Source organism: Rhodococcus sp. DMF-1, assembly GCF_021441945.1.
GTDB classification, from domain to species: Bacteria; Actinomycetota; Actinomycetes; order Mycobacteriales; family Mycobacteriaceae; genus Rhodococcus; species Rhodococcus ruber.
Map to the genome: position 1 here is coordinate 2,108,604 of NZ_CP090442.1, position 24,010 is coordinate 2,132,613.

At 70.2% G+C, this 24,010-nt stretch carries 22 protein-coding genes; 13 read left to right on the top strand and 9 right to left on the bottom strand.

Features of this window, described 5'->3' with window-relative positions:
* Positions 1-124: 124 nt before the first annotated feature.
* Positions 125-2,050, top strand: a complete 1,926-nt coding sequence (asnB, locus tag LZP97_RS09645; protein ID WP_010594339.1) for an asparagine synthase (glutamine-hydrolyzing) — start codon at positions 125-127, stop codon at positions 2,048-2,050.
* A 63-nt stretch (positions 2,051-2,113) separates the two neighbouring features.
* Here asnB and LZP97_RS09650 read toward each other — a convergent pair whose 3' ends face one another.
* Together LZP97_RS09650 and LZP97_RS09655 are read right to left on the bottom strand one after the other, a co-directional pair.
* Positions 2,114-3,085 carry a carbohydrate kinase family protein gene (locus LZP97_RS09650; protein ID WP_048770966.1) on the bottom strand — a complete coding sequence of 324 codons (972 nt, stop codon included), beginning with the start codon at positions 3,083-3,085 and terminating at the stop codon, positions 2,114-2,116.
* Positions 3,086-3,198: 113 nt separating this feature from the next.
* Positions 3,199-3,549 (bottom strand): HesB/IscA family protein, encoded by a 351-nt coding sequence (locus tag LZP97_RS09655; RefSeq protein WP_010594337.1) that lies wholly within the window; start codon positions 3,547-3,549, stop codon positions 3,199-3,201.
* Positions 3,550-3,694: 145 nt separating this feature from the next.
* Here LZP97_RS09655 and LZP97_RS09660 point away from each other — a divergent pair, with 145 nt between their 5' ends.
* Positions 3,695-4,360 carry a DUF3043 domain-containing protein gene (locus tag LZP97_RS09660; RefSeq protein WP_010594336.1) on the top strand — a complete coding sequence of 222 codons (666 nt, stop codon included), beginning with the start codon at positions 3,695-3,697 and terminating at the stop codon, positions 4,358-4,360.
* A 103-nt stretch (positions 4,361-4,463) separates the two neighbouring features.
* Here LZP97_RS09660 and LZP97_RS09665 read toward each other — a convergent pair whose 3' ends face one another.
* Positions 4,464-4,679: a hypothetical protein gene (locus LZP97_RS09665; protein WP_040275257.1), complete on the bottom strand. Its 216-nt coding sequence runs from the start codon at positions 4,677-4,679 to the stop codon at positions 4,464-4,466.
* Between the two features lie 134 nt (positions 4,680-4,813).
* On the opposite strand from LZP97_RS09665, the gene cobT reads away from it, so the two are divergent.
* Together cobT and LZP97_RS09675 are read left to right on the top strand one after the other, a co-directional pair.
* Positions 4,814-5,917, top strand: coding sequence for a nicotinate-nucleotide--dimethylbenzimidazole phosphoribosyltransferase (cobT, locus tag LZP97_RS09670; RefSeq protein WP_048770963.1), 1,104 nt, complete (start codon positions 4,814-4,816; stop codon positions 5,915-5,917).
* A complete protein-coding gene (locus tag LZP97_RS09675; RefSeq protein ID WP_048770961.1) occupies positions 5,917-6,669 on the top strand; it encodes an adenosylcobinamide-GDP ribazoletransferase in 753 nt (250 codons plus the stop codon). The genes cobT and LZP97_RS09675 overlap by 1 nt, the downstream gene beginning before the upstream one ends.
* A gap of 15 nt (positions 6,670-6,684) precedes the next feature.
* On the opposite strand, the gene LZP97_RS09680 is transcribed toward LZP97_RS09675, so the two are convergent.
* Together LZP97_RS09680 and gcvT are read right to left on the bottom strand one after the other, a co-directional pair.
* The gene (locus LZP97_RS09680; RefSeq protein WP_048770959.1) at positions 6,685-7,788 is read right to left on the bottom strand and encodes a branched-chain amino acid aminotransferase; all 1,104 of its coding nucleotides are present in this window, start codon (positions 7,786-7,788) and stop codon (positions 6,685-6,687) included.
* Between the two features lie 33 nt (positions 7,789-7,821).
* A complete protein-coding gene (gcvT, locus tag LZP97_RS09685) occupies positions 7,822-8,922 on the bottom strand; it encodes a glycine cleavage system aminomethyltransferase GcvT (protein WP_048771135.1) in 1,101 nt (366 codons plus the stop codon).
* A gap of 74 nt (positions 8,923-8,996) precedes the next feature.
* Here gcvT and LZP97_RS09690 point away from each other — a divergent pair, with 74 nt between their 5' ends.
* The 6 genes from LZP97_RS09690 to LZP97_RS09715 all read left to right on the top strand — a co-directional run bounded on the left by LZP97_RS09690 (position 8,997) and on the right by LZP97_RS09715 (position 16,231).
* Positions 8,997-10,505, top strand: coding sequence for a leucyl aminopeptidase (locus tag LZP97_RS09690; RefSeq protein WP_048770958.1), 1,509 nt, complete (start codon positions 8,997-8,999; stop codon positions 10,503-10,505).
* Positions 10,506-10,762: 257 nt separating this feature from the next.
* The gene (gene sucB / locus LZP97_RS09695) at positions 10,763-12,526 is read left to right on the top strand and encodes a 2-oxoglutarate dehydrogenase, E2 component, dihydrolipoamide succinyltransferase (RefSeq protein WP_017680363.1); all 1,764 of its coding nucleotides are present in this window, start codon (positions 10,763-10,765) and stop codon (positions 12,524-12,526) included.
* Between the two features lie 111 nt (positions 12,527-12,637).
* Complete coding sequence (locus LZP97_RS09700) at positions 12,638-13,528, top strand: TIGR01777 family oxidoreductase (RefSeq protein ID WP_010594328.1); 891 nt, start codon at positions 12,638-12,640, stop codon at positions 13,526-13,528.
* A 46-nt stretch (positions 13,529-13,574) separates the two neighbouring features.
* Complete coding sequence (lipB, locus tag LZP97_RS09705) at positions 13,575-14,357, top strand: lipoyl(octanoyl) transferase LipB (protein WP_017680361.1); 783 nt, start codon at positions 13,575-13,577, stop codon at positions 14,355-14,357.
* Between the two features lie 66 nt (positions 14,358-14,423).
* Entirely contained in the window at positions 14,424-15,434 is a 1,011-nt protein-coding gene (lipA, locus tag LZP97_RS09710) for a lipoyl synthase (protein ID WP_026137664.1), read from the top strand.
* 56 nt (positions 15,435-15,490) lie between these two features.
* Complete coding sequence (locus tag LZP97_RS09715; protein WP_048770955.1) at positions 15,491-16,231, top strand: DUF4191 domain-containing protein; 741 nt, start codon at positions 15,491-15,493, stop codon at positions 16,229-16,231.
* Positions 16,232-16,303: 72 nt separating this feature from the next.
* Here the strand turns inward: LZP97_RS09715 and LZP97_RS09720 are convergent, their stop codons facing one another.
* Positions 16,304-16,780, bottom strand: coding sequence for an RDD family protein (locus LZP97_RS09720; protein WP_026137663.1), 477 nt, complete (start codon positions 16,778-16,780; stop codon positions 16,304-16,306).
* 212 nt (positions 16,781-16,992) lie between these two features.
* Between LZP97_RS09720 and glnA the strand changes: the two genes are divergently transcribed.
* Positions 16,993-18,429: a type I glutamate--ammonia ligase gene (gene glnA / locus LZP97_RS09725; protein ID WP_010594323.1), complete on the top strand. Its 1,437-nt coding sequence runs from the start codon at positions 16,993-16,995 to the stop codon at positions 18,427-18,429.
* 104 nt (positions 18,430-18,533) lie between these two features.
* Here glnA and LZP97_RS09730 read toward each other — a convergent pair whose 3' ends face one another.
* Both LZP97_RS09730 and LZP97_RS09735 read right to left on the bottom strand, forming a co-directional pair.
* Positions 18,534-19,679, bottom strand: a complete 1,146-nt coding sequence (locus LZP97_RS09730) for a hypothetical protein (protein ID WP_048770953.1) — start codon at positions 19,677-19,679, stop codon at positions 18,534-18,536.
* Between the two features lie 12 nt (positions 19,680-19,691).
* On the bottom strand, positions 19,692-20,618 hold the full coding sequence (locus LZP97_RS09735; RefSeq protein WP_048770951.1) for a metal-dependent hydrolase: 927 nt from the start codon (positions 20,616-20,618) through the stop codon (positions 19,692-19,694).
* Between the two features lie 242 nt (positions 20,619-20,860).
* Between LZP97_RS09735 and LZP97_RS09740 the strand changes: the two genes are divergently transcribed.
* The gene (locus LZP97_RS09740; RefSeq protein ID WP_010594320.1) at positions 20,861-21,475 is read left to right on the top strand and encodes a TetR/AcrR family transcriptional regulator; all 615 of its coding nucleotides are present in this window, start codon (positions 20,861-20,863) and stop codon (positions 21,473-21,475) included.
* Between the two features lie 124 nt (positions 21,476-21,599).
* On the opposite strand, the gene LZP97_RS09745 is transcribed toward LZP97_RS09740, so the two are convergent.
* Positions 21,600-23,141 carry an amino acid permease gene (locus LZP97_RS09745; RefSeq protein WP_010594319.1) on the bottom strand — a complete coding sequence of 514 codons (1,542 nt, stop codon included), beginning with the start codon at positions 23,139-23,141 and terminating at the stop codon, positions 21,600-21,602.
* A 216-nt stretch (positions 23,142-23,357) separates the two neighbouring features.
* Here LZP97_RS09745 and LZP97_RS09750 point away from each other — a divergent pair, with 216 nt between their 5' ends.
* A complete protein-coding gene (locus LZP97_RS09750; protein WP_010594318.1) occupies positions 23,358-23,867 on the top strand; it encodes an Lrp/AsnC family transcriptional regulator in 510 nt (169 codons plus the stop codon).
* Positions 23,868-24,010: the final 143 nt, after the last annotated feature.

Below are 24,010 nucleotides of genomic sequence, written 5' to 3' on the forward strand. Positions count from 1 at the left end.
ACACCGGCCGCCGGCTGCCGCAACCCCCGGGCTGCGGCATACTGCCATGCAGACCGTCGGTCCCTGCCGCGGCAACATTCCCGGGGGCCGAATCCATCCCAACCGGAATGAGGTATCGGACGCCGTGTGCGGACTGCTCGGGTTACTGACCACTGACGGCACCAGCGACGACGCCGTCGCCAAGGTCGACTCCGCGATGCACTGCCTGCGCCACCGCGGACCCGACGAGCACGGCACCTGGCACGACGGTGACCTGGTCTACGGCTTCAATCGGCTGTCGATCATCGACATCGCGCACTCGCACCAGCCGCTGCGTTGGGGCCCGCCGGAGTCTCCGGAGCGCTATGCCCTGACCTTCAACGGTGAGATCTACAACTATCTGGAGCTGCGTGCCGAGCTGACCGAGAAGTACGGGACACAGTTCGCCACCGAGGGCGACAGCGAGACGATCGTCGCCGCGTTCCACCACTGGGGTGCCGACGCGGTGCGACGACTTCGCGGCATGTTCGCGTTCGCAGTCTGGGACACCGAGACGCGCGAGCTGTTCCTCGCCCGCGATCCGTTCGGGATCAAGCCGCTGTTCCTGGCCACGGGCACGGGTGGCACCGCGTTCGGCAGCGAGAAGAAGAGCCTGCTCGAGTTGGCCGAGGTGATCGGGATCGGCACCGGACTCGATCCCCGCGCCGTCGAGCACTACACGGTGTTGCAGTACGTGCCCGAACCCGAGACCCTGCACGCGGAGATCCGGCGGCTCGAGTCCGGGTGCTTCGCCCGGGTGCGTCCGGGGGGCCGCCCCGAGATCACCCGGTACTTCGAGCCGACGTTCCCCGTCCGTCCCTTCGCCGCGGGTCGCGAGGACGACCGGTACCGGGAGATCGCGGAGGCGCTCGAGGACTCCGTCGCCAAGCACATGCGCGCCGACGTGACGGTGGGATCGTTCCTGTCCGGCGGTATCGACTCCACGGCCGTCGCGGCTCTCGCGATGCGGCACAACCCGAATCTGATCACCTTCACCACCGGGTTCGAGCGCGAAGGCTACTCGGAGGTCGACGTGGCCGCCGAGTCCGCCGCCGCGATCGGCGCGCGCCACGTCGTCAAGGTCGTCTCCCCCGCCGAGTTCGCCGCCGCGATCCCCGAGATCGTGTGGTACCTGGACGACCCCGTCGCCGATCCCGCGCTGGTGCCCCTGTGGTTTGTCGCCAAGGAAGCGCGCAAGCACGTGAAGGTGGTGCTGTCCGGGGAAGGCGCCGACGAGTTGTTCGGCGGCTACACCATCTACCGCGAGCCGCTGTCGCTGAAGCCGTTCGAGTACCTGCCGAAGCCGATGCGGCGTGCGGCCGGCAAGTTGTCGGAGCGCATCCCCGAGGGCACCCGCGGGAAGAGCCTGCTCCATCGCGGGTCGATGACGCTCGAGGAGCGGTACTACGGCAACGCCCGCAGCTTCAACGACGCGCAGCTGCGGGCCGTGCTGCGCGACTTCCGTCCGGAGTGGACGCACCAGGACGTCACCGCGCCGATCTACGCCCGCTCGGCCGGGTGGGATCCTGTCGCGCGGATGCAGCATCTCGACCTGTTCACCTGGCTGCGCGGCGACATCCTCGTCAAGGCCGACAAGATGACGATGGCGAATTCGCTGGAGCTGCGCGTGCCGTTCCTCGACCCGGAGGTCTTCCGCGTCGCCTCACAGGTGCCGCTGGATCAGAAGATCACGAAGAACACCACCAAGTACGCGCTGCGACGAGCCCTCGAGGGCATCGTCCCGCCGCACGTGCTGCACCGCGCGAAGCTCGGCTTCCCCGTGCCGCTGCGGCACTGGCTGCGCGGACCCGAACTGTTCGACTGGGCACGCGACGTGATCGCCGAGTCGGGCACCGAGCACCTGCTGGACAAGGCGGCCGTGGCCCGGATGCTCGACGAGCACCGCGAGGGCCGGACCGATCACAGCCGACGGCTGTGGACGGTGCTGGTGTTCATGATCTGGCACGGCATCTTCGTCGAGCAGCGCATCGTGCCGGAGATCCAGGAGCCGGCGTACCCCGTCGAGGTGTAGGGCCGCTCCGCGGCCGGTGTGCCTTTTGGGCGGTGGGGACCGCCCAAAAGGCACACCGGCCGGTCACGGCAGGATTGCGGCGATCTCGTCCGCGGCCGCCTGCCCGTACGCGACCGTCAGCCGCTTGACCGCGTCGGGGCGGTCGAAGGTCCATTCCTGGGTGCCGGTCGTCTCGAGCACCAGAACCGCGACGAGCGAGCCGAGCTGGGCGGCGCGTTCGAGGGTGAGGCCCGCCCGGTGTCCCAGCAGGAACCCCGCCCGGAACGCGTCGCCGACGCCGGTGGGGTCCACCTTGGCCCGCTCGGGCACGACGCCCACGTGCGTCCGGCGGCCGTCCCGTTCGACGATCTCGACACCGTTACCGCCGAGCGTGGTGACCCGCAACCCGACCATGGCGCGGATCTGCTCCTCCGTCAGGCCGGTCTTCTGCTGCAGGAGTCCCCACTCGTATTCGTTGGTGAACAGGTAGGCGGCGCCGTCGATCAGCCGGGCAGCCTCCTCACCGCTGAGGCGGGCGAGTTGCTGAGACGGGTCGGCCGCGAACGGCACGCCGAGCTGTCGGCATTCGTCGGTGTGCCGGGCCATCGCCTCCGGGTCGTTGGCGCCGATCAGGACCAGGTCGACACCGTGCGTCCCGGTCACCCCGGCGAGGGAGATGTCCCGCGCCTCGGACATCGCGCCCGGATAGAACGACGCGATCTGGGCCATCGCCTCGTCGGTCGTGCACACGAAACGCGCGGTGTGCGCGGTCTGCGACACGTGCACGGGGCTGCAGTCGACGCCGTTGCCCTCGAGCCACGCGCGGTACTCGGCGAAGTCGGCGCCCACCGCTCCGACGAGCACCGGTGCCCCGCCGAGCACGCCCATCGCGTAGGCGATGTTGCCGCCCACACCGCCACGGCGGACCACCAGGTCGTCGACCAGGAAGCTGAGCGAGATGTGGCTGAGCTGGTCTGCGACGAGCTGCTCGGCGAAGCGTCCGGGGAAACGCATGAGGTGGTCGGTGGCGATGGAACCGGTCACGGCGATGGTCACGTGGCTGGGCCTTTCAGCGGAGGACTGGGATCGATCTCACGCTACCCGCACCCACCGGACAGCAGTGCGACCCCGACGCGAGATCGCGCCGGGGCCGCACTACGGGACCTGCGTCAGTTGAACGAATCGCCGCAGGCGCAGGAGCCGGTGGCGTTCGGGTTGTCGATCGTGAAGCCCTGCTTCTCGATCGTGTCGACGAAGTCGATCGACGCGCCTTCGACGTAGGGCGCGCTCATCCGGTCGACGGCGAGGACGACGCCACCGAAGTCACGGGTGAGATCACCGTCGAGCGTCCGGTCGTCGAAGAACAGCTGGTAGCGAAGGCCGGCACACCCACCCGGCTGCACGGCGATGCGCAGCGAGAGGTCGTCGCGGCCCTCCTGGTCGAGCAGTGCCTTCGCCTTGGCGGAGGCGGCCTCGGTCATGGTGACGCCGTGAGTGGCGGTCTCGTCCTGCACAGTCATGGGCGCTCCCTCGTCTTTCGTGTGAAACCCGGTTCCCTCAACGGTACCGCGCGCGGATCTATTCCTCATGCGCGGTACCGGACCGCGCGGGGGCCTGACCGGGGGCGATTTCCCGGCCGGGCCGGTTTTCCCATAGCCTGGAGGGGTGAAGTTGCTACGCCGCGGCGGTTCCGACGAATCCGACAACGAGGACCTCGGTGTGTCCGAGTCCGTCGCCGCCCCGCAGTCCGAGGGGGGCAAGGGGACGACCGGCAAGGGCCGTCCCACTCCGAAGCGCCGGGAGGCCGAAGCGCGTCGGCGCGGTCCCGTCGCTCCGGCTCCGTTGACCGCCAAGGAGGCGCGGGCACGCCGCAAGGCAGCCAAGCAGTCCCTCTCCAAGGACGAACGCAAGGCTCGAGCCGCCGAGCGCCGCGCCGCCGCGGGCGAGCGCCGCACCCGGATGCTCGCCGGCGAGGAGAAGTACCTGCTGCCCCGCGACAAGGGTCCCGTGCGGGCCTACGTCCGCGATCTGGTGGACAGCCGTCGCAACCTCGTGGGTCTGTTCATGCCGATGGCGCTCATCCTCATCATGACGATGTTCCTCGGTCCGGTGGTCCAGCAGTACGTGACGCTCGCGATGTTCGCGATGATCGTGCTCATGGTGATCGAGGGGATCTACCTCGGCCGTCTCGTGAACAAGAAGGTCCGGGCCCGTTTCCCCGACACCACCGAGGGCGGTTTCGGTCTCGGGTGGTACGCGTTCGTGCGGGCCTCCCAGATACGCAAGCTCCGGGCGCCGCTGCCCCGGGTCTCCCCCGGCGACGCCGTCTGACCGCAGCCCACCGGCACGCCGGTGAGTGCTGCGGCAACCGGCACGCCGGTCAGTGCTGCGGCGACCGGCACGCCGATCAGTGCTGCGGCGACCGGCACGCCGATCAGTGCTGCGGCGACCGGCGCGCGTCGATCGTGGTGCGCACCCAGCCGGCCGACGGGTCGCCACCGTGGGGCGACGGATCGTGCGGCCGGAAATGGTCACAGCGCCACCATGCCCGGGTCACCCAGCGCGGCGCGGGACGGGAACGGGCCCGCGCGAGCTCGAGCCCGGCGAAGAGCGTGGCCAGCACGAGGACGATCACGACGACCTGGCTCATGACGGACAGTCTGTCGCCGGCGACCCGGCCGAGACAGTGGCAGCAAGGCCATCTACCGTCGATTTTCTGCCGCAGAGCGGGTTGATAGCGTCCAGCGGTGGCTTCGGCCTCCGCGACTTCGTGAAAGGTGCCCCGTGAGCAGCGAATCCGTTTCCTCCGCCGACGTCGTCTTCCCGCCCGTCGTCGCGCCCGATCCGGAGGTCCGCCGGCGCGCCGAAGGCCGGCAGCGCGACCTCACCAAGCCCGCCGGTTCCCTCGGCCGGCTGGAGGAACTGGGCTGCTGGGTCGCGTCCTGCCAGGGGCAGGTCCCGCCCCGGCCGTTCGCCCGCCCCCGCGTGGTGGTGTTCGCCGGTGATCACGGGGTAGCCCGCGGCGGCGTCTCCGCGTACCCCCCCGAGGTCACCGCTCAGATGGTCGCCAACTTCCTCGCCGGTGGCGCCGCGGTCAACGTGCTCGCCGGGGTCGCCGGCGCCGGGGTCCGGGTCGTGGACATGGCCGTCGACGGCGACACGGATCCGGCCGTCTCCGCGCACAAGGTGCGCCGGTCGAGCGGCGCCGTCGACCGGGAGGACGCGCTCACCGAGCAGGAGACCCTGCAGGCGATCGCCGCCGGACGAACCGTCGCCGACGAGGAGGTCGACGCGGGAGCCGACCTCCTCGTCGCGGGCGACATGGGTATCGGGAACACCACCCCTGCCACGGCGCTGATCGCCACCCTCACCGGCACCGAACCCGTCGCGGCGGTGGGCCGTGGCACCGGGATCGACGACGCCGCCTGGATGCGCAAGGTCGCCGCGATCCGCGACGCGATGCGCCGCGCCCGGCCTCACGCCCGCAACCCGGTGGCCCTGCTGCGCACCGCCGGCGGTGCCGACCTCGCCGCGATGGTCGGTTACCTCGCGCAGGCGTCGGTGCGCCGGACCCCGGTCGTGCTCGACGGGGTCGTCGTCACCGCTGCCGCGCTCGTCGCCGAGGAGCTGGCTCCCGGGGCCCGGGACTGGTGGGTCGCCGGGCACCGCTCCACCGAACCGGCCCATACGCTGGCCCTGCGGCACCTGAACCTCGACCCCCTCGTCGACTTGGGAATGCGTCTCGGCGAGGGTTCGGGAGCGGTTGCCGCGCTGCCGATCCTGCACGGTGCGGTCGCGGTGCTCACGAACATGGCGACGTTCGCCGAGGCCGGCGTGAGCACCCGCGACGAGGACGGCGCGCCGGTCGCCGAGCCGCGCGGCGACTGATGCGCGGCGTCGCTCTCGCTCTGTCCTGGCTCACGGTGCTGCCGATCCGGGGGCCGGGGCACATCGATCGCAGCGCGGCGGGCGCGGCCATCGCTGCGGCACCGGTGGCCGGCCTCGTGCTGGGCCTGGGCACCGCGGGCGCGCTCTGGGCGGCCGTCGCCGCCGGCTGCACTCCCCTGCTCGCCGGCCTGATCGGGGTGGGATTTCTGGGCCTCGCGACGCGGGGCATGCACCTCGACGGCCTGTGCGACACCGCCGACGGGCTCGGCTGCTACGGGCCGCCGGAGCGGGCACGTGAGGTGATGAAGTCGGGCGGCGCCGGGCCGTTCGGGGCGGCCACCCTGGTACTCGTGCTGGGAGCGCAGGCGGCCTCGTTCGGGGCGCTCGCCGACGTTCGATCGTGGTTCGCCGTGGTCCTCGCGGTCACCGCCGGCCGGGTCGCGGTCGTGCTCGCATGCCGCCGCGGTGTGGCCGCAGCACCGGGCAGCGGGTTCGGTGCCCTGGTCGCCGGGACGCAGCCGCTGGGGGTGGGCGTCCTGTGGGCCGTCGTCGCGGTCGTCGCGGCCGCCTGGTGCGTGCCCGGCGCCTGGTGGGCCGGTCCGGCGACGGTCGCCGTGGGGCTCGTGGCCGCACTGCTGCTGGTGCGACACTGCGTGCGCAGGTTCGGCGGCCTCAACGGCGACGCGCTCGGAGCCGGCCTCGAGACGACGGTGACGGTGGTGGCGGCGGCGCTGAGCGCGGCCGTCGGGTAGCGACGGCCGCCGGCCTCAGCGCAGCGTCGTCAGCCAGCCGTGGGTGTCGGCGAAGGTGCCGCGCTGGATCCCGGTGAGGGTGTCACGCAACGCCATGGTGACCTTGCCGGGCTCGCCGTCGCCGACGGTGAACTCGCCGTCACGGCTCTTGACGGTGCCGACCGGGGTGATCACCGCCGCGGTCCCGCACGCGAAGACCTCGGTGATCCGCCCGTCGGCAACCTCGGACTCCCACTCCTGAACCGAGATCTTGCGCTCCTCCACCTCGAGGCCGACCTCCCTGGCCAGCGTGAGCAGCGAGTCCCGGGTGATGCCGGGCAGCAACGAGCCGGACAGCTCCGGCGTCACCAGCTTCGCGTCGGCGCCCGAACCGAAGATGAAGCACAGGTTCATGCCGCCCATCTCCTCGATGTAGCGGCGCTCGACGGCGTCGAGCCACACCACCTGGTCGCACCCCTGCTCGACGGCCTGCGCCTGCGCCAGCAGCGACGCCGCGTAGTTGCCGGAGAACTTGGCGTCGCCGGTGCCGCCCGGGGCGGCCCGCACGTACTCCTGCGAGATCCACACGCTCACCGGCTTGACGCCGCGGGGGAAGTACGCGCCGGCCGGGGAGGCGATCAGCACGTACCGGTACTGGTTCGCGGGCCGCACGCCGAGACCCGCCTCGGTGGAGAACATGAACGGCCGCAGATACAGCGACTCCTCACCCCCGGCGGCCGGCACCCATTCGTGGTCGGCGTCGACCAGCTCCGCGATGGACCGGACGAACAATTCGTCCGGCAGCTCGGCCATCGCCAGGCGCCGCGAGGACCGGCGCATCCGCTCGGCGTTGGAGTAGACGCGGAAGGCCGCGATGCTGCCGTCGGGCTGACGGTAGACCTTCAGACCTTCGAAGATCGCCTGACCGTAGTGCAGCACCATCGCGGCCGGATCGAGCTGCATCGGTCCGTACGGCTGGACGGTGGCGTCGTGCCAGCCGCGGCCCTCGGTGTAGTCGATCGTGACCATGTGATCGGTGAAGTACCGGCCGAAACCGGGATCCGCCAATACTTCTCCGCGCCGTTCCGCGGAAGCGGGCGAGGGGTGCGGAACATGGGCGAATTCGAGGACACCGGTCATGACCGTTGATCCTATCGAACCGCCCGCACGGTCCTACTTGGTGTGGTCGGGCACGAACGGAGGCGCGACGAGCTGGGCGCGCAGGGCGCGTCCACGGACGTCGACCGTGACCTCGTCACCGGCGGCCGGATCCCCCGCCGTCTCGAGAAGCGCCAGCGCGATCCCGACCTTCAACGTCGGGGAGAACGTGCCGGACGTCGTCTCCCCCACCGGAGTTCCGTCGCGCAACACCTTCAGGCCGGGTCGCAGCACCCCGCGGTCGAGCGCCCGCACGCCCCACAGTCGCCGCGCCGGACCGGACTCCTTCTCCGCGACGAGCGCCGCGCGGCCGCGGAAGGCCGGCTTGCTCCAGCCCACGGCCCACCCGCAGCGAGCCTGCAGGGGCGAGATGGCCTCCGACAGTTCGTGCCCGTGCAACGGGTATCCCATCTCGGTCCGCAGAGTGTCGCGAGCCCCGAGGCCGGCGGCCTGACCGCCGGCCGCACGCACGGCGTCGGCCAGGGCACGGAACAGCGACTCGGCGTCGGCCCACCGCGGCACCAGTTCGAAGCCGCGCTCACCGGTGTATCCGGTGCGGCACACCCGTACCGGCAGATCGTTCCACCGGGCGTCCACGAAGCTCATGTAGCCCAGGTCGGTGGGCAGCCCCAGCCCCTGCAGGACGGCCTCGGAGTTCGGTCCCTGCACGGCGAACACACCGTAGTCCCGGTGCTGGTTCGTCACCGTCACGCCTTCGGGGGCATGCGCGGCGAGGACCTCGACGACCGCTGCGGTGTTCGCGGCGTTCGGCACGAGGAACAGTTCCTCGTCGGAGACGTAGTAGACGATCAGGTCGTCGGTGACACCGCCGGACTCGGTGCAGCAGAGGGTGTACTGCGCCTTGCCCGGCCCGATCTTGCGCAGGTCGTTGGTGAGGGTGGCGTCGACATAGTTCGCCGCGCCCGGTCCGGCGACGAGAGCCTTGCCCAGATGACTGACGTCGAACAGGCCGACGTTCTCGCGCACGGCGGTGTGCTCGGCCACGGTACCGGCGTACGAAACGGGCATCTGCCAGCCACCGAAGGCCGCGAAGGTCGCTCCGAGTTCGGTGTGGACGGCGTGGATCGGGCCCTGCAGCAGTGGCTGGTCGCTCATGTGCCCCACGCTATCCCACCCCCCGAGATCACTAGCATCGGTGCCACGACCCCCTTCCCCCCTAGGAGACGCCTGTGAGTGCCCTTTCGCCCACCCTTCCCGAACTCGTTCTCGCCGGAAGCGTGTCCAAGCGCGCGGACGTCCTCGTCGTCGGGCTGACCGCCGGCGACGGCGGCCCCGAGGCCCTGCTCGGCGACGGCCTGGTGGACGAGGACGTCCTCGGCGGACTGCTCGACGCCCTGCAGTCCGTCGGCGCCGAGGGCAGAGCCGAGGAGGTCACCCGGATCCCCGCGCCCGCCGCCCTGCCGGTCACCAGCGTCCTCGCCGTCGGGCTCGGCGCCGCCGACAAGCTCGACGCCGAGCAGGTGCGCCGCTCCGCCGGCGCTGCGGCGCGCGCCCTCGCCGGCGTCCCCGTGGTCGCGACGGCCCTGTCCGCCGTGGATCTCGGCGCAACCGCAGAGGGCTTCGCGCTCGGCGCCTACACGTTCACCGAGTTCCGCACCACCAAGTCGAACGCCGGCGACGCGCAGCCGCCGGCCCGGATCGAACTGCTCGTCTCGTCGCCCCGCGCCCGAGAGGCCAAGGCGGAGCTGGCCCGGTCGGTCGCCGTCGCCGAGGCGGTCGCCACCGCCCGCCGGTTCGTCGACACCCCGCCGAGTCACCTGTTCCCGGCCGAGTTCGCCGAGCGCGCGAAGGCGCTCGGCACCGCCGCCGGGTTGAAGGTCGAGGTGCTGGACGAGAAGGCGCTCGAGCAGCAGGGTTACGGCGGCATCGTCGGGGTCGGCAAGGGATCGTCGCGTCCGCCGCGGCTCGTGCGCCTGAGCTACTCGGCGAAGAAGCGGAAGGCTCCGAAGGTCGCGCTCGTCGGCAAGGGCATCACGTTCGACACCGGCGGCATCTCCATCAAGCCGGCCGCCGGGATGGAGAACATGACGTCCGACATGGGGGGTGCGGCGGCGGTGGTCGCGACGGTCGTGCTCGCCGCGAAGCTCGGCGTGGCGGCGGACGTGACCGCGACGGTACCGATGGCCGAGAACATGCCGTCCGCGACGGCACAGCGACCCGGCGACGTGCTGACCCAGTACGGCGGCACCACCGTCGAGGTGATCAACACGGACGCCGAGGGCCGTCTCATCCTGGCCGACGCCATCGTCCGCGCCTGCGAGGACGAGCCCGACTACCTGATCGACACCGCGACGCTCACCGGCGCGCAGATGGTCGCGCTGGGGACGCGGACGCCCGGCGTCATGGGCACCGACGAGTTCCGGGACCGCGTCGCCCGGCTCTCGCAGGAGGTGGGGGAGAACGGGTGGGCGATGCCGCTGCCGGCCGAACTGCGCGCGGACCTGAAGTCCCGGGTCGCCGACCTGGCCAACGTCACGCCGCATCGCTGGGGCGGGATGCTCGCCGCCGGCCTGTACCTGAAGGAGTTCGTCGCCGAGGGTGTGCAGTGGGCCCACATCGACATCGCCGGGCCGGCCTTCAACACCGGGAGCCCGTTCGGCTATGTCGGCAAGGGCGGCACCGGCGTCCCGGTGCGCACCCTCATCGCCGTCATCGAGGACATCGCGAACAACGGGTGATCCGTCCCGCGCGTCCCTGCCGGGTTGCGGGGACGCGCGGGCGCACGCGACCCAACCCTCGTCGAACGCCGCCGAGGGATCAGTGCAAGGATGGTCGAGGTCATACCCGGCATCGGGTGTGGTCTCAACCGAACACCGCAAGACACCGCACGAGACCGTGGCCTCGAGCACAATGGTCAGCGACCACACAATGGTCCGCGACCATCGGTCGGCACAACTCAACACACCCGAATACAACCGTCGAGGAGTCAACAGACATGGCCTTCTCCGTCCAGATGCCAGCGCTTGGTGAGAGCGTCACCGAGGGAACTGTCACGCGATGGCTCAAGCAGGAAGGAGACACGGTCGAAGTCGACGAGCCGCTGCTCGAAGTTTCCACGGACAAGGTCGACACCGAGATCCCCTCGCCCGCGGCCGGTGTGCTGGTGAAGATCGTCGCCCAGGAGGACGAGACGATCGAGATCGGCGGTGAGCTGGCGGTGATCGGTGACTCCGCCGACGACGGAGGATCGTCGACCGCTCCCACTGCCGCCCCGTCGGAGGAGGCGGCGCCCGAGGAGCAGTCCACCCCGGAGCCCGAACCCGAGCCCGAGCCCGAGCCCGAGCCGGCGCCGGCTTCGTCCGGTTCCGACACCGGCTCCGCCGAAGGCACCCCGGTCACCATGCCGGCGCTCGGTGAGTCCGTGACCGAAGGCACCGTCACCCGGTGGCTGAAGTCTGTCGGAGACGAGGTCGCGGTAGACGAGCCCCTGCTCGAGGTGTCCACGGACAAGGTCGACACGGAGATCCCGTCCCCCGTGGCCGGTGTGCTCCTCGAGATCAACGCCGACGAGGACGAGACCGTCGAGGTCGGCGGACAGCTCGCGGTGATCGGGTCGGGAACCCCGGCCGCGGCGCCGTCGAAGCCCGAACCGAAGCCGGAACCGAAGCCGGAACCGAAGCCCGAGCCCGAGCCCGAGCCGGCGAAGCAGGCGGCCCCCGAGCCCGCGAAGCAGCCCGCCCCGGAGCCCGCGAAGCAGGCCGCTCCGGCGCCCGCCCCGGCGCCCGCTGCCGCGGAGACCCCGGGTGGCGCCACGCCGTATGTCACGCCCCTCGTCCGCAAGCTCGCCGCCGAGCACGACGTCGACCTGTCGAAGGTGTCCGGCACCGGAGTCGGCGGACGCATCCGCAAGCAGGACGTGCTCGCCGCCGCCGAGGCCGCGAAGGCCCCCGCTGCCGAGGCCCCGAAGGCTCCCGCCGCCAAGGCTCCGGCCGCCGCTCCGGCCACGACCGCCGGCGTCCGGCCCGAGCTCGCCCACCTGCGCGGCACCACGCAGAAGGTCAACCGGATCCGCCAGATCACCGCGATCAAGACGCGCGAGTCCCTGCAGACCACCGCACAGCTCACCCAGACCTTCGAGGTCGATGTCACCAAGATCGCGCATCTGCGGTCGCAGGCGAAGGCGACCTTCGCCGAACGTGAGGGCGTCAACCTCACCTTCCTGCCCTTCTTCGCAAAGGCCGTCGTCGAGGCCCTCAAGGCGCATCCGAACATCAACGCCTCCTACGACGAGGACAAGAAGGAGATCACCTACCACGCCGCCGAGCACCTCGGCATCGCCGTGGACACCGAGCAGGGTCTGCTCTCCCCGGTGATCCACAACGCCGGCGACCTGTCGCTGGCCGGCCTGGCCCGCGCGATCGCGGACATCGCCAAGCGGGCGCGCAGCGGTGGCCTGAAGCCGGACGAGCTGGCCGGCGGCACCTTCACGATCACGAACATCGGCAGCCAGGGCGCCCTGTTCGACACGCCGATCCTGGTGCCGCCGCAGGCGGCGATGCTGGGCACCGGCGCAATCGTCAAGCGACCGGTGGTCGTCACCGACGAGGTGGGCAACGAGTCGATCGGTGTCCGGTCGATGTGCTACCTGCCGCTGACCTACGACCACCGGCTGATCGACGGTGCGGACGCGGGCCGGTTCCTCACCACGATCAAGCACCGTCTCGAGGAAGCGGCGTTCGACGCCGATCTGGGCTTGTGATCCACCGGGTGTAGCCCGGCACTCACCGGACCGGGAAGCGGGGGCATCGTCACACCGACGAGGCCCCCGCTTCCGCGTCCCGGCCTCTGCGAATGCGGGACAATCACCGGCATGCGCATCCTCGTGGCGGGCTCGTCGGGGCTGATCGGAACGGCCTCGGTGGCATGGTTGCGGGCGCACGAGCACGAGGTGCGTCGCCTCGTCCGCCGTCCGCCGGCAGCGCCGGACGAATGGTTCTGGGACCCGCCGACGGGCCGGGTCGATCCCGCGGCGCTCGACCGCGTCGACGCCGTGGTGAATCTGTGCGGCTCGAGAATGGACGAGCGTCGCTGGTCCGGCGCGGTCAAGCAGGAACTGCGCGACAGCCGGATCGTCCCGACCGACGTCCTCGCCACCGCCGCCGCCTCCGCCGGGGTTCCGACGCTGGTCAATGCGGGCGCCGTCGGCGTCTACGGGAACACCGGCGAGGACGTGGTGGACGAACGCAGCCCCGCCGGGCGGGGGTTCGTCGCGGACCTGTGCCGCGACTGGGAGGCCGCCACCGCGCCCGCACGCGTCGCCGGGGTGCGCACGATCGTCCTCCGCGTCGGGATCGTTCTCAGCCCGCACGGCGGCATCCTGCGCCGCCTCCATCCGCTCTTCCGGCTCGGCCTCGGTTCCCGGCTCGGTGACGGCCGGCAGTACATGTCGTGGGTGGCGCTCGAGGACGTGGTGGCGGCGCTGGGCTTCGTCCTCGGCCGCGGCGATATCGCCGGTCCGGTCGACGTCACCGGCCCCGCTCCCGTGACCAACGCCCGGTTCACGGAGGCGCTGGCGCATTCGGTGCACCGCCCGGCGCCGTGGACGACGCCCGGATTCGTGGTCGGCGCGGTCGTCGGGGAGATGGCGCACGCCCTGGTGCTCACCGGGCAGCGCGCGTTGCCGGCGGTGCTCGAGTCGGCGGGCTTCGAGTTCCGGTATCCGACGATCGGAGCCGCCCTGGCACACGCGCTCGGAACCTGAAGCCACCTCTTCGCGACGGCTCCCCGACGGCGTAGGGTCGGGGACTATGAGCAGCGCATCTTCCTCCGCCCGTTTCGATTCCGAACCCGTCGCGGTGGCGCATCTGGGGCTGATCGGTTATCTGGAAGCGTGGGAGCGGCAACGGGAGATCGCCGCCGACCGGGCCGAGGGCCGCGGTGTCGACACCCTGCTGCTGCTCGAACATCCGCCCGTGTACACCGCCGGCAAGCGCACCGACCCGGAGGACCGCCCCACGGACGGCACGCCGGTGATCGACGTCGACCGCGGCGGCAAGATCACCTGGCACGGACCCGGACAGCTGGTGGGCTACCCGATCATCCGGCTCGGTGAACCCATCGACGTCGTCGGCTACGTGCGACGTCTCGAGCAGGCACTGATCGAGGTCTGTACCGACCTCGGGCTCACGTGCGGCCGCGTGGAGGGCCGCTCGGGGGTGTGGCTGCCGGCCGAGCTGCGCGACGGGCACTGGCTGCCCGAGCGCAAGGTCGCCGCGATCGGGGTGCGGGTGCAGCGCGGGGTGACGATGCACGGGTTCTCCCTCAACTGCGACGCCACCCTGGACGCGTTCGACTCGATCGTGCCGTGCGGCATCCGCGACGCGGGCGTCACCTCGCTCACCGGTGAGCTCGGCCGGGACGTCACCGTCGCCGAGGTGATGCCGGCGGTGACGGCGGCGGTGATCGACGCGCTCGACGGCCGCCTGCCGGTGACGGACCACGACATCGAACGGGTGACGTTCGAACAGGCTGTCGGTGCCGAGCCGCCGCAGACCCCGCGCCCGGAGTTCACCACGGTGCGGTACGGCTGAGCGGCGCCTCCGGGGGCCCGCCCCGGGGTGAGCCCGGTCCGTACCGTCGGGCGTAGGATCGGGTCCGTGACTGTGGCCCCAGAAGGACGCAAGCTGCTGCGGATCGAGACCCGAAACGCACAGACGCCGATCGAACGTAAGCCGAACTGGATCAGGACCCGGGCGAAGATGGGCCCGGAGTACTCCGAGCTGAAGGGACTGGTGCGGCGCGAAGGCCTGCACACGGTCTGCGAGGAGGCCGGTTGTCCCAACATCTACGAATGCTGGGAGGATCGGGAGGCGACGTTCCTCATCGGTGGCGAGCAGTGCACCCGTCGATGCGATTTCTGTCAGATCGACACCGGTAAGCCCGCCGAGCTCGACCGCGACGAGCCGCGCCGGGTCGCCGAGTCCGTGCAGGCCATGGGCCTGCGGTACTCCACGATCACCGGTGTCGCCCGCGACGACCTGCCCGACGGCGGTGCGTGGCTCTACGCCGAGACCGTGCGGCAGATCCACGAGCTCAACCCGGGCACCGGCGTCGAGAATCTCATCCCCGACTTCAACGGCAAGCCGGAGCTGCTCACCGAGGTCTTCGAATCACGTCCCGAGGTGCTCGCGCACAATGTCGAGACCGTGCCCCGGATCTTCAAGCGCATCCGCCCGGCGTTCCGCTACCAGCGGTCGCTGGACGTGATCACCGCGGCCCGCGAGTTCGGGCTGGTGACCAAGTCCAATCTGATCCTCGGCATGGGCGAGACGCCGGAGGAGGTCACCGAGGCGCTGCACGACCTGCACGCCGCCGGCTGCGACATCGTCACCATCACCCAGTACCTGCGCCCGTCGCCGCGGCACCATCCCGTCGAGCGCTGGGTCAAGCCCGAGGAGTTCGTGGCGCACTCGAAGACCGCCGAGGAGATCGGATTCGCCGGCGTGATGGCCGGGCCGCTGGTCCGGTCGTCGTACCGCGCGGGGCGCCTGTACGCGCAGGCGATGGCACACCACGGCCGCGAGCTGCCCGCCGCACAGGCGCACCTGGCCGAGGGGGGCACGGCGGCCCAGGAAGCCAGCTCCGTGCTGGCGCGTCTGACCTCGTAGCCGCACCGGACCCGCGGTGGCGAGAAGGACACCGCGGGGAAAGTATCCTGGGTGCTATGGCGAGAGGCAGCAAACCCGACAAGGAAGCGAAGGCCGCAGCGAAGGCCGCGCGCAAGCAGGCGTCGAAGGAGCGGCGAACCCAGCTCTGGCAGGCGTTCCAGCTGCAGCGCAGGGAAGACAAGCTGCTGCTGCCGTGGATGATCGGTGCGATCGTCGTCTCCACCCTGGTGTTCTTCCTGATCGGGCTGATCTTCGGTATCGAGTGGTTCCTCCTGCCGGTCGGCCTGCTCGTGGGGGTGCTGCTCGCGTTCGTCATCTTCGGTCGCCGGGTGCAGAAGACGGTGTACGGCAAGGCCGAGGGCCAGGCCGGTGCGGCGGCGTGGGCGCTGGACAACCTGCAGGGCTCCTGGCGCGTCACGCATGCGGTGGCCGGCACCACGCAACTCGACGCCGTGCACCGCGTCATCGGCCGCCCGGGCGTGATCCTGGTGGCCGAGGGAGCACCGCAGCGCGTGAAAGCCCTTCTCGCACAGGAGAAGAAGCGGGTCGCGCGCCTCGTGGGCGACACGCCGATCTACGACATCGTGGTCGGCAACGACGAGGGTCAGGTCCCGCTGTCACAGCTGCAGAAGCACCTGTCGAAACTGCCGCGCAACATCGACACCAAGCGGATGGACGCGATCGAGGGCCGGCTGGCCGCCCTGAGCACGAAGAAGTCCGGCGCCGCGCTCCCGAAGGGTCCGATGCCCGCCGGCGCGAAGATGCGCAGCGTGCAGCGCACCATGCGCCGGCGCTGAGGTCCGTCCAGACGACGGGAGCCTGCACCTACCCGGTGCAGGCTCCCGTTCGACGTTTCGGGGACGGACGCGTCAGCGGGACCGCACGAGCGCCGTGCCGGTCGCCCGGTCCTGCAGGCCGCGGCCGTCGACGTCGGTGACGACGGCCGGCGCGATGAACACGAGCAGCAGCTGCCGCGCCAGGGCGCGAATCAGCCCCACCCGCACCGGCGCGTCGACCCGGGCGACCTGGAGGCCGACCAGATACTGGCCCGGCGTGAACGAGAACAGCGTCACCGTGAGCACCCCGACCACGAACCACACCAGCAGGGTGTAGGTGGACAGCTGGGGATTCTCGAAGGGCCGCTCCCCCACGATCGCGGTCGCGATGCCGACGGAGGTGAGCCAGTCGATCGCCAGCGCGCTCGCGCGCCGGCCGGTACCGGCGAGCGCACCGCGTCCGCTCGCGGGTAGTCCGAGCAACTGCCCGCGGTAGTCCTGGGCCTTGTCCTGCCCCTTGGGGATCGCCGCAGCGGGTCCGGAGAGCCAGCTGCCGGTCATGCGTGCCATGGTGTCCAGGATAGGGTGCAACGGACGGACCGGCCCGACCCACGTGCCCGCCGGTGACTTCTACCACAAATGCAGTCCTCACGACACCGGAAGACGAGCTGTAACATCGGTGAAACATGGGATTGATGGTCGGGCAACACCAGCTCAATACGGTCTGTATCCGACGCAGACGCCCCATCCCCATGGCGCGCATTGACTGAAGGAGCACAAGCGTGGCGTTCACCTCGGCCGAAGAGGTCATCAAGTACATCGAGGACGAAAACGTCGAGTACGTCGATGTCCGGTTCAGCGACCTCCCCGGCATCCAGCAGCACTTCTCGATCCCCGCGGCTGCGTTCACCAAGGACGTGTTCGAGGACGGCCTGGCGTTCGACGGTTCCTCCGTCCGCGGCTTCCAGTCCATCCACGAGTCGGACATGATGCTGCTGCCGGACGTGACCACCGCGCGCATCGACCCCTTCCGCGCCGCCAAGACGCTCAACGTCAACTTCTTCGTCCACGACCCGTTCACTCGCGAGTCCTACAGCCGCGACCCGCGCAACGTCGCCCGTAAGGCCGAGGAGTACCTGGCCAGCACCGGCATCGCCGACACCGCGTTCTTCGGTGCCGAGGCCGAGTTCTACATCTTCGACTCGATCCGCTACGACTCGCAGATGAACGGCGCGTTCTACGAGATCGACTCGGTCTCCGGCGCGTGGAACACCGGCGTCGAGGCCAACGCCGACGGCTCGCCGAACCTCGGCTACAAGGTCCGCCCCAAGGGCGGCTACTTCCCCGTCGCGCCGTACGACCACTATGTGGACCTGCGCGACGAGATCTCCACCAACCTGCAGAACGCCGGCTTCGAACTCGAGCGCGGCCACCACGAGGTCGGTACCGCCGGTCAGGCCGAGATCAACTACAAGTTCAACACCCTGCTCGGCGCGGCCGACGACCTGCAGCTGTTCAAGTACATCGTCAAGAACACCGCGTGGAAGCACGGCAAGTCGGTGACCTTCATGCCGAAGCCGCTGTTCGGCGACAACGGCTCGGGCATGCACGTGCACCAGTCGCTGTGGAAGGAAGGCAAGCCGCTGTTCCACGACGAGGCCGGTTACGCGGGCCTGTCGGACCTGGCGCGCTGGTACATCGGCGGCATCCTGCACCACGCGCCGTCGCTGCTGGCGTTCACCAACCCCACGATCAACTCGTACCACCGCCTCGTGCCCGGCTACGAGGCCCCGATCAACCTGGTCTACAGCCAGCGCAACCGCTCCGCCGCGGTCCGCATCCCGATCACCGGCAACAACCCGAAGGCCAAGCGCCTCGAGTTCCGCGCGCCGGACGCCTCGGGCAACCCGTACCTGTCGTTCGCGGCGCAGATGCTCGCCGGTCTGGACGGCATCAAGAACAAGATCGAGCCGATGGCGCCGGTCGACAAGGACCTCTACGAGCTCCCGCCGGAGGAGGCCCGGAACATCCCGCAGGCCCCGACCAGCCTCGCGACCGTGATCGACAACCTCGAGCGCGACCACGAGTACCTCACCGAGGGCGGCGTGTTCACCTCCGACCTGATCGAGACCTGGATCTCGCTCAAGCGCGAGCAGGAGATCGCCCCGGTCAACCTGCGGCCGCACCCGTACGAGTTCCAGCTGTACTACGACTGCTGAGTCGATTCCGCACGTCGTTCGTCACGAGTCCACCCGCCTTGCGTTCCGCGAGGCGGGTGGACTCGTGTCTGCGGCCCCTCGTACCTGCGGGGTACGCGGATCCGCTATGCGGCAGGCGCCCGCGCGTGGGCGGGCGTGGTGTCGCTCGTGCCCTGCGGCACGGTCAGCGTGGCGGCCACGCACAGTGCCGCGACGACGAAGCACGCCAGCGCGTACCACAGGTTGCCCACCGGGTCGCCGGTGCTCGTCACGCCGTCGACGGCACGGAAGAACTCAGGCAGCGCGGTGACCCACAGGAACGCCATGACGACGAGATACACCACGCTGTAGACCTGGACGAATCGGTTCGTGTACGCGGGAACCGCCGGCTCGCCCCGTCGCAGGCACACCCAGCGGCGAACGAGCACCACGACCCCGACGACGGTGACGACGGCCAGTTCCACCACGTAGACCACCGCCCGGACCGTGGTACTGCCCATGCCCAGGACGGTCGCCGGGAGCGGGAGAACGAACGTGCCCAGTGACGCCAGCAGGCCGATCACGACGGTGCGCCACACCAGCTCGAGACCGGAGAAGTGTCGGCCGCGGTCGACGTGGCGACCGACGAAGAACTGCACGCACAGCGCCAGCGACATCGGCCAGAGCGCGGCGAACACCACCACGCTCGGGAGCGGGACCGCATCGAACAGGGGTTGGTTGATCGGATTCGTCACCGCCCAGTGCCACCAGCGCAACTGGGGTCCGAGATGGTCGAAGATCTCGTAGAACGCGTGGTGCACGAATCCCACGCACACGGCCCCGACGAGAACTCCGTGGCGGCGGAACACCCCCAGCATTCTGACGATCTCGAACGCCAGCGTGGCCATCAGCGGGTAGATCGCGACGATGTACAGCGGGAGCCGGCCCCACAGGAATTCCACGGTGAACACGTTGTGGGCGAACATCGTGTCCACGTGCTCCTCGATGCCGAAGGCAGCCGGGAAGTACAGCGGAGGTTCGATGACGAACAGGTAGGCGGTGGCACCGAACCAGAGCACCAGAGTGGTGGGGTCGCCGTGGCGGCGCAGGCGCACGACGGCGAGCACGAGCGCGAGCACCGCGCCGAGCACGATGGTGACCTCGAGAACGGGAAGGGTCCAGTTCTCCAGGGCCGAGGGGTTGCGGACCTCGACGAGGCCACCGGCCTCCTGGCACGAGAAGCCCAGGGACGCGGCGAGTTCGGCGAAGGTGGGTGAGCACAGGTCGGTCATCGAGGCGGCTCCCTACGATGCGACCGCGTCGGCGGTGTACCAGCGCGTGACGTCGTAGCCGTCCTCGTAGCGCCGGAACCACACGTCCGCGAGTACCGGCAACTTCTCGTGGGCCGGATCGTGCTTCGGCAACTGGCTGCGCACCACTCCCGCCAGTGCGACGAGTTGCTCGGCGAGCGGCAGATCGTCGAAGGCGCGTGGCATCGGGCCGTGGTCCTGCGCGCGCAGGAGGGGCAACCATCTGCGCAGACGCTGGGCGCGCCGGTACGACGCGAACATCGACAGCGCGTCGATCCCGCGATCCTCCAACGGAACGTGGTCGTTGAAGCCCTGGCAGGCCAGCCGGATGACGTGCAGCACATGACGGAAGACCGAGGGGGCCACGCGCATCCGGTAGATGTCGGAGCCGACGACGGAGTCGAAGACGACGAGCGCCGAACTCCGGTGTTCGACCTCCTCGACGAAGTGCCAGATGAACAGCGACGCCACCCGGTCGTCGCCGGGCCGGAACAGGGTGGCCTCGTTGTCGAGCATCAACTTGAACACCGGCGTGAAGGTTGCTTCGAGATCTGCGGTGTAGGCGAGCCGGTAGTTCAGCGACGTCTGTGCGGTGAGCCGGTCGAATTCCCCGATGACGGCGTCGAGGGTTTCCCGGAGCCCGGGGTACCGCACGATCAGGGCCTTGACATGCTGCCGGTGTGCGGTCGAGTGCTGGCCTTCCTGACGCATGAACGCGTCCGCCTCCGCGGCGACGTCGGGGTCGGTGATCAGCGGCTTGGCTTGGAGGATCATCTTCACGATCATCTTCTCGAAGCCGATCGCCAGGAACGAGACCGCGTTCGCCATGCTCGAGAAGGCCGGGTTCTCCTCGTTCCACAGGAACGGCACGTCGTCTTCCTCGAACGCGAAGTTCATTTTTCGGATCTGCAGGTCGGTCACGGGCGTTGCACCTCGTCTTGCGGGAATGGGCTGGTCCGGCGGCCCCGCGACGGCTCCGAAGCCCCGGCGCAGCGATCATACATATAACGCAGCCTACGTATGATGAGAACGCGTTACACGGTCGGTGGCGCGGGCGAGGATCCGCCCCCGTGCTACCGTCGGTCGTTCGAGCGGACGGTCGACAGGACCCCGCCGAGGGGGATCCGCCGGTCCCGATGCGGCCCGATCCGAGGAAGCGAGCAGTGGCACGACGACGCGGTTGGGGCGGCAGCCCCCCGGAGAACGACGACGAAGCGTCTCGCCGAATCGTTTCCGCCGCAGTCGATCTGATCGGCCGGACGGGTTCCGTCATCAGCCTGGCCGAGGTCGCGGAATCGCTGGGTGTCATCCGCCAGACGGTCTACCGCTACTTCCCCAGCGCGGATGCGCTGATGCGGGCCGCGGCGATCGCGTCGGTCGACGGATTCCTCGATCGCCTCGCCCGGCACATCGACGGCCTCGCGGACCCCGTGGACGCGATGACGGAAGGCGTCGTCTACACCCTCTCCGAGGTTCGGCGCACGCCACATCTGGGCCTCCTGCTCACCGGCACGTATTCGAACGTCCGTCCCGACGGCCTCACGTCCGACGAGGCGCAGGAATTCGGGATGACGATGATCGAGCGCTTCGACGTCGATTGGGCGCGCTACGGATACGACGAGGTGGCCCTGCGCGAGCTCGTCGAGTACGTGCTGCGCACGATGCAGTCCTTCTTCGTCTCCCCCGACGATCCCCCGCGGAGCGACGACGACCTGCGGCGATACCTCCGACGCTGGATGGGACCCGCGATCCTCGCACAGCGCGACCTCCCCCGCTGACGACCGCGACCAGGTGACGGGATCCGCCCGGCCGGGCGGGCCCCGGGGTGGCCGCCGGGGCGTCGACCCGTCGCACGGTCGCGGCCCCGCAGCGGTCGCCGCGGGGCCGGGTCCGTGGGCCGCGCTACACCGGCTGGGGCTCGCGGGCGGCGTGCGAGGCCTCGGCCCGCCGGGCCGCCTCGGCCCGGAGTCGCTGCCCGAGCACCGACGTGCGGCGGCCGTAGACGGCGTAGACCACCACGCCCAGGGCCATCCAGGCCCCGAACCGCAGCCACGTCTCGACGGACAGGTTGAGCATCAGCCAGCCGCACGCGAGGACCGCGAGAATCGGCACCAGGGGCACGAGCGGAACCCGGAACCCACGCGGCAGGTCGGGGCGGGTGCGGCGGAGCACCATCACACCGATGCACACCAGCACGAAGGCGAACAGGGTGCCGATGTTGACCATCTCCTCGAGCACACCCATCGGGAACACCGCGGCGAGGACGGCAACGATGCTGCCGACCAGCAGGGTGATGCGTACCGGGGTGCCCTTGCGGCCCGTCGTGGCCAGCCGCCGCGGCATCAGCCCGTCCCGGGACATCGCGAACAGCACGCGGGTCTGGCCGAGCATCATCACCATCACGACGGTGGTGAGGCCGGCGAGGCCGCCGATGTTGATCGCCGTCTGCGCCCACGTGATGCCGTGAGCCTCGAACGCGGTGGCCAGGGTGGCACTGCCGTCGCCGACGAGTGCGCTGCCCGTCCGCAGGTCGGTGTACTTCACCATGCCGGTCAGCACCAGCGTCACGCCGACGTAGAGGACCGTGACGATGGCGAGCGAGGCGAAGATGCCGCGCGGCAGCGACTTCTGCGGGTTCTTCGTCTCCTCCGCGGTGGTGGCGACCACGTCGAAGCCGATGAAGGCGAAGAACACCAGGCTCGCGGCGGCGAGCAGGCCGTACCACCCGTAACTGCTGCCGTCGGCCCCGGTGAGCGCCGAGAACAGCGACTGGTGCACGCCGCTCGCGGTGCCCTGCGCGCCCTCCGCCGGCGGAATGTAGGGCGAGTAGTTGCTCTTGTCGATGTAGAAGACGCCGACCGCGATGACCAGCACGACGACGGCGACCTTGACGGCGGTGACGACGGCCGACACACGCGAGGACATCTTGGTGCCGACGGCGAGCACGACCGTGATCGCGCCGACGATGAGCAACGCGCCCCAGTCGACCGCGAGCGGCCCGAGGTGCATCGTGGTGTGTGCGGTGCCGCCGAGCATGCCGCCGAGATACAGCGACCAGCCCTTGGCGACGACGGCGGAGGCGAGCGCGAACTCGAGGATGAGGTCCCAGCCGATGATCCAGGCGGCGAACTCACCGAAGGTCGCGTACGAGAAGGTGTAGGCGCTTCCGGCGACGGGGACGGTCGACGCGAACTCCGCGTAGCACAGGGCCGCGAGGCCGCACGTGATCGCGGCGAGCACGAAGGCCAGCGAGATCGACGGGCCCGCGACGTTGCCCGCGGTGCGCGCGGTGAGGGTGAAGATGCCGGCGCCGATCACCACGGCGACGCCGAACACGGTCAGGTCCTTGGCGGTCAGCTGCCGCCGCAACCGCGAACCGGGTTCGTCGGTGTCCGCGATGGACTGTTCGACGGACTTGGTGCGCCAGATGCCGACTCCGGGCATGGTGTGCTCCTCGGGATGGGATGGGGGCCCGCCGGACCTCGTGGGCGACCGGGGGCACGGCCCTCATGGGCGACGCATTGTGGTGCCGCAGAGAGGGATTGCGTGAGCAATTCAGTGCAGCAATCATGGCACTGTCACTTTTCGTGTCAACATCTTCGGCAACAGCTACGCACGATGCTCAAATGTGACGCCCATCACAACTGAAAGGATGTCACCGTGCTCAGTTTCGATCGGCTCGACGCGGCTCTCCTCGCCGAGCTCACCCACAACCCGCGAGCCGGCATAGTCGATCTGGCAGCGAAGCTCGGCGTCGCCCGCAACACCGTCCAGTCGCGGATCCGGAAGCTCGAGGAGTCGGGCGCCGTGACGGGATATCGCCCGGTGGTCGATCTGCCGAAGCTCGGCCTGCCGCTGCAGGCGTTCATCGGCGCGGAACTTGTGCAGGCGCGGATGGGGCACGTCATCGCGGAGCTCGAACGATTCCCCGAAGTACTCGAGGTGCACGCGACGACGGGCCGGGAGGACTTGCTGATCCGGATGGCGGCACAGTCGCAGGAGGACCTGCTCCTGCAACTCGAACGCATCCACGCGATCGAGGGCGTCGCCCACACCACCACCACGCTGGCCCTGACGACGCCCGTGGCGTACCGGACGCAGCCCCTGCTCGAACATCTCACCCGCGACTCCGGGCACGGGCGCTCCGTGCCGACGAGCGACCGTCGCTGAGGGACGTCGCCGTTCGGCCCACCGGCGCTCGGGGACAACCGCTTCCGGGTCGCGCCCGCACCCGGTGCACGAGCGAGAGGGGAGGCACCGTGGTGCCTCCCCTGTTCGCCGTGCGACCGGCTGGGACGGTACGCCGCCCGCGT

What these genes read in the sequence shown, in the direction of transcription:
- LZP97_RS09655 (WP_010594337.1), bottom strand. Translation starts at nt 3,549, where the DNA reads ATGACTGTGCAGGACGAGACCGCCACTCACGGCGTCACCATGACCGAG.
- LZP97_RS09665 (WP_040275257.1), bottom strand. Translation starts at nt 4,679, where the DNA reads ATGAGCCAGGTCGTCGTGATCGTCCTCGTGCTGGCCACGCTCTTCGCC.
- LZP97_RS09675 (WP_048770961.1), top strand. Translation starts at nt 5,917, where the DNA reads ATGCGCGGCGTCGCTCTCGCTCTGTCCTGGCTCACGGTGCTGCCGATC.
- LZP97_RS09680 (WP_048770959.1), bottom strand. Translation starts at nt 7,788, where the DNA reads ATGACCGGTGTCCTCGAATTCGCCCATGTTCCGCACCCCTCGCCCGCT.
- gcvT (WP_048771135.1), bottom strand. Translation starts at nt 8,922, where the DNA reads ATGAGCGACCAGCCACTGCTGCAGGGCCCGATCCACGCCGTCCACACC.
- sucB (WP_017680363.1), top strand. Translation starts at nt 10,763, where the DNA reads ATGGCCTTCTCCGTCCAGATGCCAGCGCTTGGTGAGAGCGTCACCGAG.
- LZP97_RS09700 (WP_010594328.1), top strand. Translation starts at nt 12,638, where the DNA reads ATGCGCATCCTCGTGGCGGGCTCGTCGGGGCTGATCGGAACGGCCTCG.
- lipB (WP_017680361.1), top strand. Translation starts at nt 13,575, where the DNA reads ATGAGCAGCGCATCTTCCTCCGCCCGTTTCGATTCCGAACCCGTCGCG.
- LZP97_RS09715 (WP_048770955.1), top strand. Translation starts at nt 15,491, where the DNA reads ATGGCGAGAGGCAGCAAACCCGACAAGGAAGCGAAGGCCGCAGCGAAG.
- LZP97_RS09720 (WP_026137663.1), bottom strand. Translation starts at nt 16,780, where the DNA reads ATGGCACGCATGACCGGCAGCTGGCTCTCCGGACCCGCTGCGGCGATC.
- LZP97_RS09730 (WP_048770953.1), bottom strand. Translation starts at nt 19,679, where the DNA reads ATGACCGACCTGTGCTCACCCACCTTCGCCGAACTCGCCGCGTCCCTG.
- LZP97_RS09745 (WP_010594319.1), bottom strand. Translation starts at nt 23,141, where the DNA reads ATGCCCGGAGTCGGCATCTGGCGCACCAAGTCCGTCGAACAGTCCATC.